Source organism: Streptomyces caeni (genome assembly GCF_042678285.1).
Lineage (GTDB): Bacteria > Actinomycetota > Actinomycetes > Streptomycetales > Streptomycetaceae > Streptomyces > Streptomyces caeni.
In genome coordinates, this window is the sequence record NZ_JBHUDX010000053.1 from 233321 (window position 1) to 251203 (window position 17883).

Consider the following 17883-nt stretch of genomic DNA (forward strand, 5'->3'; position numbering starts at 1 on the left):
GGCGGGGGACGACGTCCCCCGGGATCCGGCGGCCTCGACCAGGGCCCCGGTCCATCCGAACGGCCGCAGCCTCCCGTACGCCGGGCGGGTGGGCCGGCCTCGGTCCACCCGCCCGGCGGCGGAGCGCATCAGCCCCCGAGCCGCACCGGCAGCTCGAAGAGGTCGTTCTGGGTCACCACCGGCTTGTTGCGCAGTTCGCTCGCCGGTACCGCCAGGTCGAGGGCGGGGAAGCGCGCGTACAGGGCCGGGAGGGCCACGCCCGCCTCCAGCCGGGACAGGGCCGCTCCGGGGCACACGTGCGGGCCGTGCCCGAAGGAGATGTGCCGGTTCTTCGTGTCGCGGGTGATGTCGAAGGCACCCGCCGTCGGGCCGTGCGCCCGCTCGTCGCGGCCGATCGCGCCGTACGACACGATCAGCGCGTCGCCCGCCGGGATCACCCGGTCGCCGACCGGGACGTCCTGCGTCGCGAACCGGATCAGGACGTGGGAGGTCGGGGTCGAGTGGCGCAGGGTCTCCTCGACCACCGCGGACCAGTCCGCCTCGCCGGACAGGACAAGGGCGCGCTGCTCGGGGTGCAGCGACAGGTTGACCACCGCGTTGACGATCAGCGAGATGGTCGTCTCGTGGCCCGCCGCCACCATCAGCTGCAGCGTGGAGACGATCTCCTCGTCGGTGAGGCGGTCGCCGTCCTCGGACGCCTGGATCAGCGCGGAGGTGAGGTCGTCGCCCGGTTCGGCGCGCTTCGCGGCCACCGTGTCCGCCATGATCCCCGCCAGCTCGGTGAGCGTGGCGACGACCTCCTGGGGCGGGGTCTGCGTCGAGAAGAACTTCTCGAACAGCTCCTTCAGCCGCGGCAGACGGGACTCGTCCATGCCCATCAGGTCCGCGATGACGTACATGGGCAGCGGATAGGCGAACTCGGCCTTGAGGTCGACCACGCCGCCGTCCGCGGGCAGCCGGTCCAGCAGGCTCTCCGTCAGCTTCGTGATCCGCTCCCGCATCTCCTCCACCCGACGCGGCGTCAGCGCCTGGGCGACGAGTGTGCGCAGCCGCCGGTGGTCGGCCCCGTCCACGGTGAGCATGGAGCGGCCGGGGTTGGCGAGGCCGATCAGCGGCCAGTCGGGGGCGATCTCGCCGCGCTGCCAGGCGCCCCAGACATTGATGTCCTTGACCAGCCGGGGGTCCGTCAGGAGCTGCTTGGCCTCGGCGTGGTGCGTGACCGCCCACACGGGAACGCCGCCGGGCAGGACCACGGCGGCGAGCGGGCCGGCCTCCCTCAACCGGGCGCTCTCGGCGTCGAGGTCGGAGACGAAGGGGTCCAGGGCTATAGGAGGTCTGTCGCTAGACGTCATGCGGAAGGGCTTCCAAGGGTAGGAGTGGGGGTAAACATCACCGGCAGTGCCGTGAGGCCGCGCAGCCACGGCGACGGGCGGCGCGTCAACGTCTCGGCGGGCACGGCGAGATCGATGTCGGGCAGGCGGTCCAGGACCACCTCGATGCCGGTCCGTGCGATGACCTCGGCCACCTCCTGCGCCGGGAACGGGCAGCGGTGCTCGCCGTGGCCGAAGGAGAAGTGCGCGTTGTTGCCGCCGGTCAGCGCGGAGCCGTCGGTGCGCACCTGGGGGTCGCTGTTGGCGCCCTGGAGGCCGAGCAGCACCAGGTCGCCCGCGCGGATGTGGCGGCCGCCGAGGCGGGTGTCGCGGGACGCCCAGCGGCCCGCCACGTTCTGCGTGGGCGTGTCCTCCCACAGGACCTCGTTCATGGCCTCGGCGATGCAGTTGCGCCCGCCGAACAGGGACGCCGCGAAGCGGCCGTCGGTCAGCATCAGCCGCAGCGAGTTGCCGATCCAGTCGGCGGTCGGCTGGTGGCCCGCCGCCAGCATCACCATCAGGTCCTGGGTGATCTCCTCTTCGGTGAAGCCGCTCGTGTCGGCGAGCATCCGCGAGACGACGTCGTCCGCCGGCTGCTCCTTCCGGGCGGCCAGCAGTTCGGCCATGGAGGTGGCCAGGTGCATCTGGCCCGCGAGCGCCCGCTCCCGGCCGTCGACCATGTCGTTGAGGGCGGTGACCAGAGCCGGCCCCTGCTCCTCCGTGAACCCGTACAGGAAGGCGAGCACCCGGACGGGCAGCAGCATCGCGTAGTCCGCGACGAGATCGGCCTCGCCCTTGGCGCACACCGCGTCGATCAGCTCGTCCGCGAACCGCTCGGCGTGGCGGCGCATTTCGAACGGGTCGACGGACTCCAGGGCGTCGCTGATCATCGCGGCGCGCTCGCGGTGGCGCTCGCCGACCGTGTAGAGGATCGACGGCTGCTTGCGGCCGATCATCGGCAGCAGCGGCCAGTCGTCGGGGATGTTGTCCCACTGGTTCCACAGGTCGGAGTCACGGCTGAACAGCACCGGATCGCCGGTCACCTGGTGCAGCTCGCGGTAGCCGAGGACGAGCCACGCCGGTATGCCGCCGTCGAGCACGACGGGTGCCACGGCACCGTGTTCGAGCCGCATCTCCCGGTACAGGGCGGTGGGTTCGGTCTGGAACCGGGGCCCGCTCAGGGGCACGGGGGCGGTGGTCACACCAGCTCCTGTTCGGATGTGGGGGCCTGGCCGGCGCGGAGCCGCTGGACGTGTTCGACCAGCGTGATCAGGACCTGCTTCGCGGACTCCCGCGAGCGCGCGTCGCATGCGATCAGCGGGACGTGCGGGTCGAGGTCGAGCGCCGCGCGGACCTCTTCGGGTGTGTGCCGGGGGCCGCCGAAGTCGTTGCAGGCGACGATGAACGGCATTCCGTGGCGTTCCAGGCGGTCGATGGCGTACCAGGAGTCGTCGATGCGCCGGGTGTCCAGGAGGACGACCGCGCCGAGCGCGCCGGAGAACAGCCGGTCCCACAGGAACCAGAACCGCTCCTGCCCGGGCGCGCCGAACAAATACAGCACATTGCGGGCGTCCAGCGTGATGCGGCCGAAGTCGAAGGCGACGGTCGTCGCGGACTTGCCCCGCACCCCGCTGATGTCGTCGACCGTCTCGCCGGCCTGCGTCATCGTCTCCTCGGTGCTGAGCGGGCGGATCTCGCTCACCGAGCGGACCAGGGTCGTCTTGCCGACGCCGAAGCCGCCGACGACCACGATCTTCAGGCCGTTGTCGGCCTGGGCACCCAGCGGAGTGCGGGTGTCAGAGATTGCGGAGTCCAACGAGCACCTGCTCCAGGATGTCGGGATCGGGAAGTGCGGCGGTACGCGGATGGCGGGCGCTGACACGGCCGGTCGCGAGGAGGTCGGAGAGCAGGATCCTCGTGATGCTCACCGGCAGCCGCAGCTCGGCGGCGATCTCCACGACCGCGGTCGGCCGCTCGCACAGCCGCAGGATCGCGGCGTGCTCGGACTGCATGCCCGGTACCGGGTCGCACTCGGCTATTACGAGCGTCACCAGGTCGAACCGGTCGGCCGCGTCGGACCGGCTGCGCCCTCCCGTGAGGGTGTACAGCCGGTCGGGCGCGTCGTCCCTGCCGGGGCGGCTCATGAGGTCCGGGGCTGCGCGCTCAGGTGCTCGCCGAGCTGCTCCACGAGTTCGCTCATGTTGTGCCCGACGAGCCCGGCGTCCGCGTCCTCGGTGGTGACCAGGGCGAGGTGGGCGCCGTCGCCCGCCTCCACGATGAACAGGACACCGCCGTAGAACTCGGTCATCGCCGAGCGCACGCCCCCGCTGCCGTCGCCGAACTCCACGGACGCGCCGTGGGACAGCGACTGGATGCCGGCGGCGATCGCGGCCAGCTGGTCGGCCTGGTCGACCGAGAGCTCCGGAGTGCGGCACAGCTTCAGCCCGTCCCGGGACAGCACGAGCGCGTGCCGGGCACCCGGGGTGCGCTCCAGGAGTCCCTCGATGAGCCAGGTGAGCTTCTCGTCGGCGGTCGTGGTGCCGGTCATGAAGTGGTCTTGCCTTCCGGGTGAGAGGGGGTGGCGGCCGGTTCGAGTGCGGCGGTGGGGTCCGGGGAGGGGCCGGGCACCGGCGCGTCCGGTACGAGACCGTCCGAGGGTTCGTGCGGCGTGCCGGCTGCGGGAGGCTCGTGCGGGGTGTCCGCCGTCGCCGTGCCCTGGACCGCCGCCCGGTCCGGCATCGCGCCGCGGACCGCCTGACGGAAGCTGCTGAAGCGGGCGGCCCGGGTCTTGGCGTCCTGGGCGGTGAGCGGCTCCCGCTGGGAGCCGGGGGCGGTCTGGGCCCGGCCGCGTTCGGCCGCGGCGAGCGCCTGGCCGCGGCGCCTGCGGGGCAGTCCGCCGCCGCTCGTGCCCGGGGCCGCGCCCGGGCCTTCGCCCGTGTCCGTGGTCGTGCCCGTGTCCGTGGTCGTGCCCGTGGTCGTGCCGGCACGGGCGCCGGGGTAGGTGTCGGCCGTTGCCGGGGACTCGTGCGTGGGGACCGGGTCGGGATCGAGGTCCTGGGGGGCGCGGGCGGCGGCGTACGACGGCCGGTGCCCGGCGGCGGCCGGACCGGGGGTGCCCCGCTCGGCGGCGTCGGCGGCCGGGGCGTGGGCGTGGCCGCGCTCCGCGGGCGTCGGCTGCGTCGGCTGCGACAGGATCTCCTGCGGGATCAGCATCAGGACACCCGTGCCGCCGCGCGCCGACGGCCGGAAGGACACCTTCAGGCCGTATTTGCGGGCGAGGCGCCCGACGACCGCGAGGCCGAGCCGGGTGCCGGTGAGCCCGCCCAGTTCGGCGATGTCGCCGGAGACCGCACGTTCGGCGCGGCGCAGCTGCACATCGCTCATGACCAGGCCCGCGTCCTCCACGGACACGATGACGCCGGCCGGGACCTCCTCCACGTAGACGTGGACCTCGGCGGTCGGCGGCGAGAAGGTGGCGGCGTTGTCGAGGAGCTCGGCGAGCGCGTGCATCACGCCCTCGGCGGCGTGTCCGGTGACGGCGGCATCGCTGGAGGAGTGGAGGCGGACACGCTGGTAGCCGCTGATCCGGCCCATCGCGCCGCGCAGGATCGACTCCATGACGATGGGGCGGGCCCAGCGGCGGCCGGAGCGGGCGCCCGTGAGGACGGCGACGGAGTCGGCGAGGCGACCCGCCTGCGCGGTGCGGTGGTCGAGGTGGAGGAGGTCGGCGAGGACGTCCTCGTCCGTGTGCCGCTCCTCCATCGCGCGCAGGTCGGCGAGGGTGCCGGTGGCCAGGGCCTGCATGCGGCCGGCGACGTTGGCGGTGACGGATATGGCCGCGTCGCGGGTGTTGGCGGCCTGCCGCAGGCGCTGGGTGAGACGGGCCTTCTCCGCGGTGAGCCGGGTGAGGTCGGCGACGAGCCGGTCGCGCTCCTGGGTGAACTCCCCGGTGAGAGCGGCACGCTCCTGGGCGAACCCGTCGGTGAGGCGCTCGCGCTCCTGGGCGAACTCCTGGGCGAGCCGGGTGCGTTCCCTCTCGAACTCCTCGCTCAGCCGGACCCGTTCCTCGATGAAGCCGTCCGTCAGCCGCCCCCGCTCCTGGCTGAACTCCTCGGCGAGCCGGGACCGTTCCTGGAGCAGTCGGCCCGCGTCCTGCGTCACGGCGTCCAGGCGGCGGCGCGCGATCCGCGCCGAGCGGGCGCCGTGGACGGCGAGGCCGACCGCCACGCACAGCAGCAGCGCCGCCGCGGCCCCGCCCCAGGCGAGGGGGACGCGGACCGTCTCCGGGGCCGCCAGGACCGCGGCGGTGACGGCGAGGCCCGCCACCGAGGCGGTGGCCAGCGAGGCGGGTGCGACGGCGCGGACAGCGGGCCGTTCGCCTGACGGTGTGGGGGCGGTCATGAATGGTGTCCTCGGTCGGCCCAGGTCATGTCCAGGGCGAGTGCGGCGCGCGGGGCCGGAGGGGAAACAGCGACCCGTCCCGCTCAATTGGGCGTCACTATAGGAGACGTCCTGATCATAATGTGCAGATTCCGGTCCCGCTGGTGCCATCTGACGGGGAACCGGGACGGCGACGCGGCGTACGCCGGGCCGGCGCGGGCACCCGCGCGAAGGGTCGGATCCGGACTTTGAGTGACCAAATCCGGTCACTGTCGGTGCTCGACCGGTCGGCGAGACGGCCACGACCGGGGCACACGCACCCAGAGGCGGTCACTGTCAGTGGCCGGATGCATCCTGGGAGCATGACGGATCTCGGGGAGCGGCGCGGGGTGACGGGTGTGGACACCGTCACACTCGGTGCCGAACTGCGTGCGGCGGTGCGCGGCGCGGTCGACTTCGGTAAGACGGCGCGGGCGCTGCACACCATGGACGCGTCCAACTACCGGCGGGTGCCGCTCGGCGTCGTGGCCCCCCGGGACGCCGAGGACGTGGCGGCCGCGCTGAGCGTGTGCCGTGCGCACGGAGTGCCGGTCGTCGCCCGCGGCGGCGGCACGTCGATCGCGGGGCAGGCGACCGGCACGGGAGTCGTGCTGGACTTCACCCGGCACATGAACAGGATCGTGTCCCTGGACCCCGAGGCACGCACGGCGGTGGTCCAGCCGGGCCTGGTCCTCGACCGCCTCCAGGAGGCCGCCGCACCGCACGGCCTGCGCTTCGGCCCGGACCCCTCCACGCACGCCCGCTGCACCCTGGGCGGAATGATCGGCAACAACGCCTGCGGCTCCCACTCGGTGGCCTGGGGCACCACGGCGGACAACGTGCGCGGGCTGTCGGTGCTCACCGCGCGGGGCGAGGCCCTGGCCCCGGGCGCTCACTGGCGGGGCGCGCCGGAGGGCCTGCGGGCCCTGGTGGAGGGGGAACTGGCGCTCCTGCGCACGGGCTTCCCCGTCCTGCCGCGCCGCATCTCCGGGTTCGCGCTGGACGCCCTGCTCCCGGAGCGCGGTGCGGACGTCGCCCGCTCCCTGTGCGGCTCCGAGGGGACCCTGGGCGTCCTGACGGAGGCGGTCGTGCGGCTCGTCGAGGCACCCCGCGCGCGTGCGCTGGCCGTGCTGGCGTACGCGGACGAGAGCGCGGCGGCCCAGGCGGCGGCCGGACTGCTGCCGCAGGGCCCGCTGACCGTGGAGGGCATGGCCGCCGACCTGGTGCCGCCGTCGGCGGGACTGCCGCGCGGCGGCGCCTGGCTGTTCGTCGAGGCGGGTGGCGCGAGCGAGGCGGAGGCACGCGCGCGTGCGGAGGCGATCGTCCGGGCCGCGGATGTGACGGACGCCGTGGTGGTCACCGATCCGGCCGGGCAGCGCGCGCTGTGGCGGCTGCGCGAGGACGCGAGCGGCACGGCGACCCGGATGCCGGACGGCACCGAGGCGTGGCCGGGCTGGGAGGACTGTGCGGTGCCGCCGGCCCGGCTGGGGGAGTACCTCGCGGACTTCAGGCGCCTGCTGGCCGACCACGGACTGCGTGGAGCGCCGTACGGCCACTTCGGGGACGGCTGCATCCACGTCCGTATCGACTTCGACCTGCTGACCGGGGCGGGCATCGCACGCTTCCGCCGCTTCTCCGAGGAGCTCGCCGACCTGGTCGTCGCCCATGGCGGCTCGCTGTCCGGGGAGCACGGCGACGGCCAGGCGCGGGCGGAGCTGCTGCCGAGGATGTACGGACCGGAGCTGGTGGGCCTCTTCGAGCGGGCCAAGGACGTCTGGGATCCCGACGGCCTGCTCAACCCGGGCATGCTGGTCCGCCCGGCCCGGCTGGACGACGACCTCAGGTTCGCGCCGCTGCCCCGGCGGCCGGTGCCGGTCGCCTTCGGCTACCCCGCGGACGGCGGCGACTTCTCCGCGGCGGTCCGGCGCTGCGTGGGCGTCGCCAAGTGCCGTACGACGACGGCCTCGGGCGCGGGAGTGATGTGCCCGTCGTTCCGGGCGACCGGAGAGGAGGAGCATTCCACGCGCGGACGGGCCCGGCTGCTGCACGAGATGCTGGCCGGCGAGGTGGTCACCGACGGCTGGCGGTCGGCGGAGGTCAGGGACGCGCTGGACCTGTGCCTGTCCTGCAAGGGCTGCCGCACGGACTGCCCGGTCGGCGTCGACATGGCCACGTACAAGGCGGAGTTCCTGCACCACCACTACGCGGGGCGGCGCAGGCCGGCCGCGCACTACACGATGGGCCGGCTGCCGGTGTGGCTGCGCGCGGTGGCCCGCACCCGTACGGCCGTGGTGGTCAACGCCCTCGCGTCCGTACGCCCGTTGGCGGCGCTCGGCAAGCGGCTGGGCGGGATCGCGCCCGAGCGGCAGCTTCCGCGCCTGGCACCGGAGACCTTCAGCCGGTGGTGGCACCGGGAGTCCGCCGGGCGGGCACGCGGGGACGCGGCGCCCCGGGCGGGCGGGGCGCCCCCTGCCGGGCCGCGGGTCGTCCTGTGGCCGGACACCTTCACTGAGCACCTGTCGCCGTCGGTCGGCCGGGCCGCCGTACGGGTGCTCGAGGCCGCGGGAGTGGAGGTCGTCCTGCCGCAGGCGGGCCGTGCCGGGCCGGTGGCGGGCGGGGGTCGGCGGGGGGCCCGGCCCGGCCCGGTCTGCTGCGGGCTGACCTACGTCTCCACGGGCCAGTTGGGCCGCGCCCGCGCCGTCCTGCGCCGCACCCTCGGCCTGATGGAACCGCTGCTGACGGACGGCTTCCCGGTGGTCGTCCTCGAACCGAGCTGTGCGGCCACGCTCCGCACGGACCTGCCGGAGCTGCTGCACGACGACCCGCGCGCGGCCCGGCTGGCGGCGGCGGTGGTGACGTTCGCCGAGGCCCTGGAGCGCTGTGCCCCGAAGTGGACGCCGCTGCGGCTGGACCGTCCCGTGGCCGGGCAGACCCACTGCCATCAGCACGCGGTCCTGGGCGACGCGGCGGACCGCCGGCTGCGCGCCGCGGCCGGCCTGACGGGCGAACTGAGCGGCGGCTGCTGCGGACTGGCGGGCGGCTTCGGCTTCGAGAAGGGCCACATCGAGGTGTCGACGGCCTGCGCGGAGGACCAGCTGCTCCCCGCCGTGCGGTCGGCCCCGCCCCACGCGGTGGTCCTCGCGGACGGCTACTCCTGCCGTACCCAGCTGGAGCAGCTGGCGGGCGTCAGGGCGCGGCACCTGGCGGAGGTGCTGGCCGAAGGGCCGGCGCCGCACGGACCGGCAGAGGGGCGGCCGGCGACGGAGGAGTGACGGCCAACGCGGTGAACTCCCGCGCACGGCGTGGCGGCGCGGGAAGTACCCGGAAGGATGGAGGAGCGGGACGGGCCGGGCTCCCGCCCGGCCGGCGAGGGCGTACGCCGTCCACCGGTGACGCGGTGATGCCCCGGCACCGGGAGCCGGTCGTTCGGGCCCTCCGGCGTCCGTACCCGATGTCAGTCTCCCCGTTCCTCAGGAGCCCTCGTATGACCCTGCGCATCCGCCCGATCTCCCGTGAGGAACACCTCGCGTTCATCGCCTCGCGTCCGTCGGCGAGCCCGATGCAGGCGCCGTCGTGGGGCGAGGTGAAGCCGGACTGGCGGGCGGAGAGCCTGGGCTGGTTCGAGGAGGGCGGGCAGCGGCCGGCCGGGGCGGGCCTGGTGCTGCTGCGCCCACTGCCGAAGCTGCAGCGGTATCTGGCATACCTGCCCGAGGGCCCGCTGATCGACTGGCGCGCCCCCGACCTCGGCCGCTGGCTGGAGCCGCTGCTCGCCCACCTCAAGGGCCGCGGCGCCTTCTCGGTGAAGATGGGCCCGCCCGTGGTCGTACGCCGCTGGAGCGCGGACGCCGTCAAGGCGGCGATCGCGGACCCGGGGGCGCGGCGGCTGCGGGACGTGCCGCCGACCGAGTACGAGCCGGGCGCGGCCGACATCGCGGAGCGGCTGCGCCGCATGGGCTGGCGGCAGACGCAGCCGGGCGGCGAGGACGGCTTCGCGGCCGGCCAGCCGCGGTACGTCTTCCAGGTGCCGCTGGCGGGACGGACCCTGGACGACATCCACGGCGGCCTCAACCAGCAGTGGCGCCGCAATGTGAAGAAGGCCGAGAAGGCGGGCGTGAAGGTGGTCCGGGGCGGCTGCGACGACCTGCCGGCCTTCTACGCCCTCTACACGGAGACCGCCGAGCGCGACGGCTTCATCCCGCGCCCGCTGCCGTACTTCCAGCGGATGTGGACCGCGCTGACGGCGGAGGACCCGGACCGCATGCGGCTGTATCTCGCACACCACGACGGCGAGGTCCTGGCCGCCGCGACGATGCTGACGGTCGGTGCGCACGTCTGGTACTCCTACGGCGCCTCCACCGCCCGCCGCCGCGAGGTCCAGCCCAGCACCGCGATCCAGTGGCGCATGCTCACCGACGCCCACGCCATGGGTGCCGCCGTCTACGACCTGCGCGGCATCACCGACACCCTGGAGGACACCAACCACCTCCTCGGCCTGCTCCGCTTCAAGGCGGGCACGGGCGGGCACGCGGCGGAGTACCTGGGCGAGTGGGACCACCCGCTCAACCGCCTGCTGCACAAGGCGTTGGATCTGTACATGTCGCGCCGGTGACTGCGGGCGCGCATACGGACAGGGCGGTCGTCGTCGGACGGGCCGGAGGACCGTGCGGAACGTGACCGGCACCCGTCGGCCGCGTGGCGTTCGAGCGTGTACGCCGAGCACGACCGGCCGGGCCGGGAGCGCTTCGGCGTGACGGTGAGCGGCGAGGGGCAGCGCATCTGGCCGGACTCTCCGAGCCGCCCTGTGCCGAGCACGCGTGCCGTGGGCTGAGAGATCGCGACAGGCTCGCTCGGAGCCCGTCACCGCCGACCGATGACGGGCTCCTGTGCGCAGCTGATCTGGTCCAGCAGGACCCGCCGCCGACGTCTCCGGCTCTGCCTACGTCTCCGGCTCTGCCGACGCCGGCTGTTCCCGTCGTCCCACCTGTGTCCGTACCGCCCCCATGCTCGCCGCGACGACCAGTGCGATGGCCACCGCCTGTGCGGAGGTCAGGGACTGGTCGAGGATCAGGAAGCCCGCGGTCGCCGCGAGCGCCGGTTCCAGGCTCATCAGGATCGCGAACGTGGAGGCGGGCAGGCGGCGCAGGGCGAGGAGTTCCAGGGTGTAGGGGAGGACCGAGGACAGCATCGCCACGGCGGCGCCGAGGCCGACCGTTGCCGGGACGAGCAGGTCGGTGCCCGACTCGGCGATCCCCAGGGGCACGAACAGCGCCGCCGCCACCCCCATCGCGAGCGCGAGTCCGTCGGCCTGGGGGAAGCGCCGCCCGGTGCGGGCGCTGAAGACGATGTACGCCGCCCACATCGTGCCCGCGGACAGCGCGAAGGCGACGCCCGCCGGGTCCAGATGGCCGAAGTCACCGCCGCCGAGGAGGAAGACGCCGGTCAGGGCGAGGGCGGCCCAGAGCAGGTTCACCGCGCGGCGGGAGGCCAGCACGGACAGGGCCAGCGGGCCGAGGACCTCCAGCGTGACCGCCGGGCCCAGGGGAATGCGGTCCACCGCCTCGTAGAAGAACCCGTTCATCGCGGCCATGGTGGCGCCGAAGACGAGGACCGTGCCCCAGTCGGCGCGGGTGTGCCCGCGCAGCCGGGGCCGGCAGACCAGGAGCAGGACGGCGGCCGCCACGACGAGCCGCAGGCTCACCACGCCGAGGGGGCCGGTCCGCGTCATCAGGGTCACCGCGAGCGCCCCGCCGAACTGGACGGAGACGCCGCCCGCGAGGACCAGTCCCACGGGCCCCGGGGAACCCCGCAGCCGGGCTCCGTCGGCTGCCGCGGGAGCGGGGTTCGCCCAGGCCGTGGCGGGGGCCGGGGCGGAGGACGCGGAGCGAGGGCTGTTCACGGGGCCATCCTGGGGACGCGACTCGATGGTTGTTCAGCGTGATGCACTTGGCAGTCCATGGTAATGGACTCGGTTGGGTGTGTGAACGTCTCTTTCGCCGGGGTTCGTGCGGTCGAAAGGGCGGCTGAAACCGCCTCCTGCGCAGCGGACGACTCGTGTTGCCTGGCGCGACCTCGTCCCGGGAATCCCGGAGGTCATGGTGTTCCGGGGATTTTGTCGCGCTCCTTGAGGTGCGCCTTGGCCGGCGTCGTCGGGGCGGCCGTCGCGTTCCAGCCGTTTGTCGGCCGATGGCAACCACTCAGGCGGCCGGAGTTGCTGCTCGGGCCGGCGGAAATGCACTCAGGGGCAATCCTCGAGGGGCCCCGGGCGAGAAGAAGCGACCACCCCGCCTGACGGGTTTGCCGCGCGAGCACCATGCCGGTGACAGACCGCCCGATGTGATCAATGTCGAGAACCGGCGCGCTTCGAACAGTTATTCTTCCCGCGCCGGGAGTGGGGGGCTGCGCGGCAATTCCGGTCACCCCTTCACACCTGTGCGTAAAACACCCACGAGTGAAGGACTGTGATGAAGGCACCTGCCGAAATTCCGGCGAGGCCCGGGCGGAAGAGACTCCTGGGGACCGCTCTCGCGGCCGCTGCCGCGGGCGCCCTGACCTGGCTCGCGCTGCCGGGCGGCGCGCACGCCGTGCAGGACACCGCGGCCAGGGCGGCAGCGCCCGTCGCCGGCGAGGCCCCCGGCTACGCCGTGGAGGACTTCAACTACCCGCAGGCCGACAGGATCCTCGCCGAGAAGAACATCCTCCTCAAGCGCGGCGACGGCCACATCACGCTCGCTGACTGCGTGAGCGGGGCGGGCCAGCTGGAGGTGCTGGCCCGCGACAAGAGCAAGATCTGCTTCCAGGTCACCGGAAACTCCGGCTGGTTGACCCTGGAGCTCCCCTCCGTCTACGCCGTCAAGGGCAACGACTACACCACCCAGGTCGACATGACCGCGGGCACGGAGGAGAAGAGTTTCGACATCGCCAAGAACACCTGGACCGCCGTCGGAGAGAGCGCGGACGAGCAGGGCCGCGAGTTCATGCTCGTGGAGATCAGGACCTCCAAGTAGGGCACTGCCGACCACCCCTGTCCCTCGCTCTGCCGCAGGCCACCGGGCCCGGCAGACGTCCAGTCCAAAGGAATTCCGAGGAACAACGTCATGCGACACACCAGATTAGTGCGTGACTCCGCACTGGCCGCGGCCCTGATCGCCGCCCCCGTCGCGCTGTGCGTGGCGCCCGCGTCCGCCGTCACCGGTACCCCCGTCACCGACACCACGTTCAGCTACACCGCCCAGCTCGTCATCGGCGACCACGACCGCGGCTGCTCCGGTGTCCTGGTCGATCCCGAGTGGCTGCTCACCGCGGCCAGTTGTTTCGCCGACGACCCGGCGGCGAGCCTCGCCGTGCCCGCGGGCAGGCCGAAGGCGACGACCACCGCGACCATCGGCCGCGCCGACCTGACCGGCACCGACGGCGCCGTGCGCCGGGTCGTGGAGCTCGTGCCCCGCACCGACCGCGACGTGGTCCTGGCCCGCCTGAACCGGCCGGTCACCAATGTCGCCCCCGTTGCCCTGGCCACCACGGCGCCCACCGCCGGCGAGGAGCTGACGTTCGCCGGATACGGGCGCACCAGGACCGAGTGGGCGCCGCTGAAGCTCAGTACCGGGGTCCTCTCGGTGGACAGCACCGCCACCACCACGGCCACCGTCACCGGTAAGGACGGCGCTGCAGCGTGCATGGGTGACACCGGCGGGCCCGTGGTGCGCGTCGCGGGGGGCACGCACCAGCTCGTGGCCCTCAGCAGCCAGTCGTACCAGGGCGGCTGCTTCGGCATCGATGCCGCCGAGACCCGTACCGGAGGCATCGCCGCCCGCGTCGACGACCTGTCCTCCTGGGTGGACTCCAAGGTCGGCGCGACCCGCATCACCGACTTCAACTGCGACGGCGTCGAGGACATCGCCGTCGCCGACCCCAAGGCCACCGTCGACGGCGTCGCCAACGCGGGCCTGGTCCGGATCGTGTACGGCGGCGGGAAGGGCACCGCCGAGATCAACCAGAACCTCGACTGGGTGCCGGGCGGCGCCGAGTCCGGTGATCAGTTCGGCGAGGCCGTCGACACGGTCGACTGGGACGAGGACGGCTGCACCGACCTGGTCGTCGGCATCCCCCACGAGGATCTCGGCAGCACCGCCGACGCCGGCATGGTCGACATCCTGCACGGCGCCCCGAACGGCCTCGGCACCGGCACGGTGAAGTACACCCACTTCGAGCAGGGGACGGGCACCGGCTCCCTGGCCGCGTCCAGCCCCGAGGCCGGCGACCTCACCGGCGCGGCCCTCGCCGCCGGCACCACCACCGCCGGTGAGCCGTTCCTGGTCATCGGCGTGCCCGGCGAGTCCCTCGGCTCCGTTTCCAAGGCCGGCATGATCGTCTACGTGCACGGCACGACCAACATCTCGGTGCACCAGGACAGCACGGGCGTGCCGGGCGCGGTGGAGGCCAACGACGGCTTCGGCAGCGTCGTCGCGGCCGACGCCAACCACATCGCCGTCGGCACCCCCAACGAGGCTGTCGGCACCGAATCGGGCGCCGGCAACGTGACGGTCTTCAGCCACACGCTGAACTCCGAGAGCCGCCCCACCCCGCTGTACTACCTCGACCAGGCACTGGGCACCGTATCCGGCGGCGCCGAGGCCGGCGACCAGTTCGGCAAGTCCCTGGCCCTCGCTCCCTACCGCCCCTCCGGCGCGGCGGCCGCCACGGAGTCGATCCTCGCGGTCGGCGTGCCGGGTGAGGACCTGACCATCAACGGCGCCGACAAGGTGGACACCGGTATGGTCCAGACCTTCCGGCTCACCGCCTCGGGCACTTTCAGCCAGCTCCACACGATCGCTTCCGGCACCGGCGACGACGACGTGATCGGCGCATCCGAGGCGGGCGACCGGTTCGGTACGACCGTGGCCGCCGTGAACACCGCGCCGCACGCGGTGGGCACCACGGGGACGATGAAGCTGGCCGTCGGCATTCCCAACGAGGCCATCGGTACGACGACCAACGCGGGCGCGATCATGACCTTCTCGCTCCTGGGCGCGCCCGGCGCGAACGACCGCTGGATCGAGGCCGGCAACTCCGCCGGCGTCCCGGGCACCCCGGGCGTCAACCAGTACCTGGGGCGGAGCATCCACTACACGGGCACCAACCTGTACGTCGGCATGCCGTACGGCCCGTCCACGTACGGCGCCGTCCACGTCCTGCCGATGCCCAACGTGACCGCCGGCGGTACGGCCACCGCGGTCACCACCTACCAGCCCGGCCAGGGCGGCCTCCCGGCCGCGGGCGTCGACTTCGGTACCGCCGTCCGGTAGCCGAGGGCAGCAGGACGCACGTCCGCCGACGCCCGGAGCCCCCCGATGGGAGAGACCCATCGGGGGGCTCTCGCCGTGTCTGCGCGTGCCGAGTCACCCCGCCGCCGTCACGGCCGTGTCACCGCGTCAGGACGAACGCGACGACCAGCATGACGATGACGGAGACCGCGCAGAAAACCAGGTGCGAGGCCGGGTAGTCGTATTTCTCGCGGTGCACACCGCGCTCGATCTCATGGGCCCACTGCGTGAATCGCTTGCGGGTCGGGAACATCCCGATCGTCAGCCCGACGAGTGCGAACGCGTATCCGGTCACCATGGCGGCCAGGGAGAAACCGCGCCACTGGCCGAACAGGACCGCACCGACCCCGCATCCGGCCATGATGAAGGGATACGGCATCCAGAATTTCCGGAGCGGGATCCACCTCGCCATGGCGTAGGAATGGATCGCAAAGGCCGCTGCGGCCATCAGCCACAGCCATCCGGTGGCAACGGACGCGAGCACGAGCGTGGTGTCCTTCCGGTGGGAAATCCATGGGTGATGAGAAGACCGGTGAGAAAGGCGCAGGGGCCGACGTCGAATGCCGGCCCCTGCCGATCAGTCTACGACCGGGTCCCGTCAGAACCACGACGAGAGCGTCGAGGTGATCGGGGACACGAGATCGTGGGCGAATTGCGTGACCTTCGTGGCCACCTTGGTACCACCGAGCGCCCCGATCACCTTCGACTGGCCGAAGGTGATCAGTCCCAGCGCGGTACCCGCGGCGGAGGAGGCGAACTCGCCGCTGGTGAACCCGTACTCGAAGCCGGTGAACAGGGTGCTGAGGGCGGCGGAGCCCATGGAGACGTACGCGAAGAACCCGGCCGCCACTTCCAGCGGCGGGAAGGCGAGGCCCGCGAGGCCCAGGCCGGCGGAGAGGAAGCCGGTCCCGATGCTGATGTAGTTGAAGGTGTCGGCCCACCAGCCGGCGTCCTCGTACCACTTCTCGCCGTTGTCGCCGTTGCTGCCGTTGGAGTTGACCTGGTCGTGCGTGGGGCTGTCGGCCGGGTCGGTCCCGCTCTCCCGGTTCTTCCGTGCCGCCTCGGCCGCCTGCCGTGCGGCCTCCGCCGCCTCGGCCTTGCGCTTCTCGGTGGCGATGCGGCGGGCGTCGCTGGCCGCGGCCGCCGCCGTCTTGGCGTCCTGGCCCGCCTGGAGCGCGGACTGGCGGGCGCTGGCCGCCGACGCCTGGGCGCTGTAGGAGGAGTTCAGGGCGCTGCGCGCGGCGTCGATCGCCCTGTTGGCCGAGTAGTTCGCCGAGCGGGCGGCGCCACGCGCGGTTGCCGCCGCGGCCTTGGCCTTGTCCGCCGAGGCCTGGGCGGAAGCGGCGGACTCGTCCGCGTCGTCTGCGTTCTTGCGCGCCTCGTCGGCGTAGCCGGCGGCCTGCTGGGCCGAGGCCTGCGCCTTGTTCGCCCACTGTGCCGCCTCGTCGGCCGCCTCGCGTGCCTCCGCGGCCGCCTTGGACGCCAGCGCCGCGTCCTCCTGCGCCTTGCAGGCGATCTTCGCCGCTGCCGCGATCGCGCCGCGGACCGCCGCGATGTGGGTGGCGGAGTCGTAGTCGAGCTGCGCCGTCTTGTGCTGCACGACGTCGATGAAGTTCCGGCGCATCCACGTCGGGCCTTCCAGCGCGACCTCGGCGTGCGCCTTGGTGTAGGGGCCGCCGTTGTTGATGAGGGTTGCGGTGGCGACCGCGTCGTCCTCACGGACCGCGTCGGGGTAGGCCTTGTCGAAGAAGTCCTGCAACGCCTTGGCGGTGTTCGCGTCGAGTGCGGCCTGAGCCGCCGCCTTGACCGCGGAGCCGGGGTTGTTGTTGAGGATGCGCAGGACCTGAACGCGGTAGTCGTCCGCGGCGGCCTCGATCGCCCCCGCGGTGAGAAAGGCCTGCGCCGCGTCGTCGGCGTCGCTCTCCAGCGCGGTCTGTGCCGCCGCGGCGATCGCGGGCGCGGACACCTGGGCGTAGTAGAGGACGGTCTCCCGGTCGTCCTGCCGCTGGGCGATGGCCCGGTCGGTCTCGATCCACGCGTGCACGTCGGCGTCCGTGCCGGACAGGGCGAACTGAGCGGCTTCCCGCGTCCAGGCGCCGTTCGCGTCCAGCAGGCCGATGGAGGCCTTGCGGCCCAGGGTGGCGGCCAGTGCCAGGTCGCTGCCGGCAAGGGCCTGCTCGGCCTGGGCGATCAGGTCCTTGACGGCCTGGTCGGTCTGCTCCGCCTGCGCGCGCTTGTCTTCGTAGGCCGCCCGTTCCGCCGCCTCGATCCGGGCGAGCTCCGCGGCCTCGTCCAGGCCCTGCTGCTTGAACTCGTCCAGGCGCGCCGACTCCGCGTCTCGCGCGGCCTGTTCCACGGACAGCGCGTCCTGCACCGCCTGGGTGGCGGTGTTGGCCGCCTCGACCGCGGCGGCCGCGTGGGCGGTGGACTTGTTGGCGTAGTCGATCGCCTGGCCGGCGTACTGCACCGCCTCCTCGGCCGCAGCCGCGGCGTTGTCCGCGTGGTCCGCGGCGGAGTTGGCGGCGTCACGTGCCGTGCGCGCCGCCGCAGCGGCCGAGTTGGCCAGGGCCTGTGCCGTGGAGGCGAAGTTGGTGGCGCGGTTGGCGGCGGTGTTCGCAATGGCTGCCTGCCGCTTGGCCTCGGCGGCTTCCGCCTGTGCCGCGCCCGCGGACTGCGCGGCCTGGGCGGAGGCGGCAGCGGCAGCGGCGGCGTTGCGGGCCGCGCCCGCGGCCGCGGAACCGGCGCTCGCGGCCGGCGCGGAGGCGGTCGCCCAC

At 73.3% G+C, this 17883-nt stretch carries 13 protein-coding genes; 4 read left to right on the forward strand and 9 right to left on the reverse strand.

Features of this window, described 5'->3' with window-relative positions:
• Positions 1–128 precede the first annotated feature (128 nt).
• The 6 genes from ACFSL4_RS20460 to ACFSL4_RS20485 are packed head-to-tail and all read right to left on the reverse strand — an operon-like array spanning position 129 to position 5771.
• The gene (locus ACFSL4_RS20460; protein WP_381084697.1) at positions 129–1352 is read right to left on the reverse strand and encodes a cytochrome P450 family protein; all 1224 of its coding nucleotides are present in this window, start codon (positions 1350–1352) and stop codon (positions 129–131) included.
• Positions 1349–2572 (reverse strand): cytochrome P450, encoded by a 1224-nt coding sequence (locus ACFSL4_RS20465; RefSeq protein WP_381084700.1) that lies wholly within the window; start codon positions 2570–2572, stop codon positions 1349–1351. The genes ACFSL4_RS20460 and ACFSL4_RS20465 overlap by 4 nt, the downstream gene beginning before the upstream one ends.
• On the reverse strand, positions 2569–3186 hold the full coding sequence (locus tag ACFSL4_RS20470) for a GTP-binding protein (protein WP_381084703.1): 618 nt from the start codon (positions 3184–3186) through the stop codon (positions 2569–2571). Before ACFSL4_RS20470 ends, ACFSL4_RS20465 begins: the two co-directional genes overlap by 4 nt.
• Positions 3167–3514: a DUF742 domain-containing protein gene (locus tag ACFSL4_RS20475; RefSeq protein WP_381084709.1), complete on the reverse strand. Its 348-nt coding sequence runs from the start codon at positions 3512–3514 to the stop codon at positions 3167–3169. The genes ACFSL4_RS20470 and ACFSL4_RS20475 overlap by 20 nt, the downstream gene beginning before the upstream one ends.
• Entirely contained in the window at positions 3511–3918 is a 408-nt protein-coding gene (locus tag ACFSL4_RS20480; protein ID WP_381084712.1) for a roadblock/LC7 domain-containing protein, read from the reverse strand. Before ACFSL4_RS20480 ends, ACFSL4_RS20475 begins: the two co-directional genes overlap by 4 nt.
• On the reverse strand, positions 3915–5771 hold the full coding sequence (locus tag ACFSL4_RS20485) for a sensor histidine kinase (RefSeq protein ID WP_381084714.1): 1857 nt from the start codon (positions 5769–5771) through the stop codon (positions 3915–3917). Before ACFSL4_RS20485 ends, ACFSL4_RS20480 begins: the two co-directional genes overlap by 4 nt.
• Before the next feature lie 341 nt (positions 5772–6112).
• On the opposite strand from ACFSL4_RS20485, the gene ACFSL4_RS20490 reads away from it, so the two are divergent.
• Together ACFSL4_RS20490 and ACFSL4_RS20495 are read left to right on the forward strand one after the other, a co-directional pair.
• A complete protein-coding gene (locus tag ACFSL4_RS20490; protein WP_381084717.1) occupies positions 6113–9061 on the forward strand; it encodes an FAD-binding and (Fe-S)-binding domain-containing protein in 2949 nt (982 codons plus the stop codon).
• A gap of 212 nt (positions 9062–9273) precedes the next feature.
• The gene (locus tag ACFSL4_RS20495) at positions 9274–10398 is read left to right on the forward strand and encodes a lipid II:glycine glycyltransferase FemX (protein WP_381084719.1); all 1125 of its coding nucleotides are present in this window, start codon (positions 9274–9276) and stop codon (positions 10396–10398) included.
• Between the two features lie 327 nt (positions 10399–10725).
• Here ACFSL4_RS20495 and ACFSL4_RS20500 read toward each other — a convergent pair whose 3' ends face one another.
• Entirely contained in the window at positions 10726–11685 is a 960-nt protein-coding gene (locus tag ACFSL4_RS20500; protein WP_381084722.1) for an EamA family transporter, read from the reverse strand.
• A 565-nt stretch (positions 11686–12250) separates the two neighbouring features.
• Here ACFSL4_RS20500 and ACFSL4_RS20505 point away from each other — a divergent pair.
• A complete protein-coding gene (locus ACFSL4_RS20505) occupies positions 12251–12793 on the forward strand; it encodes a hypothetical protein (RefSeq protein WP_381084724.1) in 543 nt (180 codons plus the stop codon).
• 90 nt (positions 12794–12883) lie between these two features.
• Positions 12884–15091: a S1 family peptidase gene (locus tag ACFSL4_RS20510; protein ID WP_381084727.1), complete on the forward strand. Its 2208-nt coding sequence runs from the start codon at positions 12884–12886 to the stop codon at positions 15089–15091.
• Between the two features lie 118 nt (positions 15092–15209).
• Here ACFSL4_RS20510 and ACFSL4_RS20515 read toward each other — a convergent pair whose 3' ends face one another.
• Both ACFSL4_RS20515 and ACFSL4_RS20520 read right to left on the reverse strand, forming a co-directional pair.
• The gene (locus ACFSL4_RS20515) at positions 15210–15593 is read right to left on the reverse strand and encodes a hypothetical protein (RefSeq protein ID WP_381084730.1); all 384 of its coding nucleotides are present in this window, start codon (positions 15591–15593) and stop codon (positions 15210–15212) included.
• Positions 15594–15707: 114 nt separating this feature from the next.
• Positions 15708–17883 (reverse strand): ALF repeat-containing protein (locus tag ACFSL4_RS20520; RefSeq protein ID WP_381084733.1); only part of this gene is annotated, 2176 nt, incomplete at its 5' end.

Excerpts from the sequence above, each read along its gene's own strand:
- ACFSL4_RS20475 (WP_381084709.1), bottom strand. The coding sequence starts at position 3,514 with ATGAGCCGCCCCGGCAGGGACGACGCGCCCGACCGGCTGTACACCCTC.
- ACFSL4_RS20480 (WP_381084712.1), bottom strand. The coding sequence starts at position 3,918 with ATGACCGGCACCACGACCGCCGACGAGAAGCTCACCTGGCTCATCGAG.
- ACFSL4_RS20490 (WP_381084717.1), top strand. The coding sequence starts at position 6,113 with ATGACGGATCTCGGGGAGCGGCGCGGGGTGACGGGTGTGGACACCGTC.
- ACFSL4_RS20510 (WP_381084727.1), top strand. The coding sequence starts at position 12,884 with ATGCGACACACCAGATTAGTGCGTGACTCCGCACTGGCCGCGGCCCTG.
- ACFSL4_RS20505 (WP_381084724.1), top strand. The coding sequence starts at position 12,251 with ATGAAGGCACCTGCCGAAATTCCGGCGAGGCCCGGGCGGAAGAGACTC.
- ACFSL4_RS20495 (WP_381084719.1), top strand. The coding sequence starts at position 9,274 with ATGACCCTGCGCATCCGCCCGATCTCCCGTGAGGAACACCTCGCGTTC.
- ACFSL4_RS20485 (WP_381084714.1), bottom strand. The coding sequence starts at position 5,771 with ATGACCGCCCCCACACCGTCAGGCGAACGGCCCGCTGTCCGCGCCGTC.
- ACFSL4_RS20460 (WP_381084697.1), bottom strand. The coding sequence starts at position 1,352 with ATGACGTCTAGCGACAGACCTCCTATAGCCCTGGACCCCTTCGTCTCC.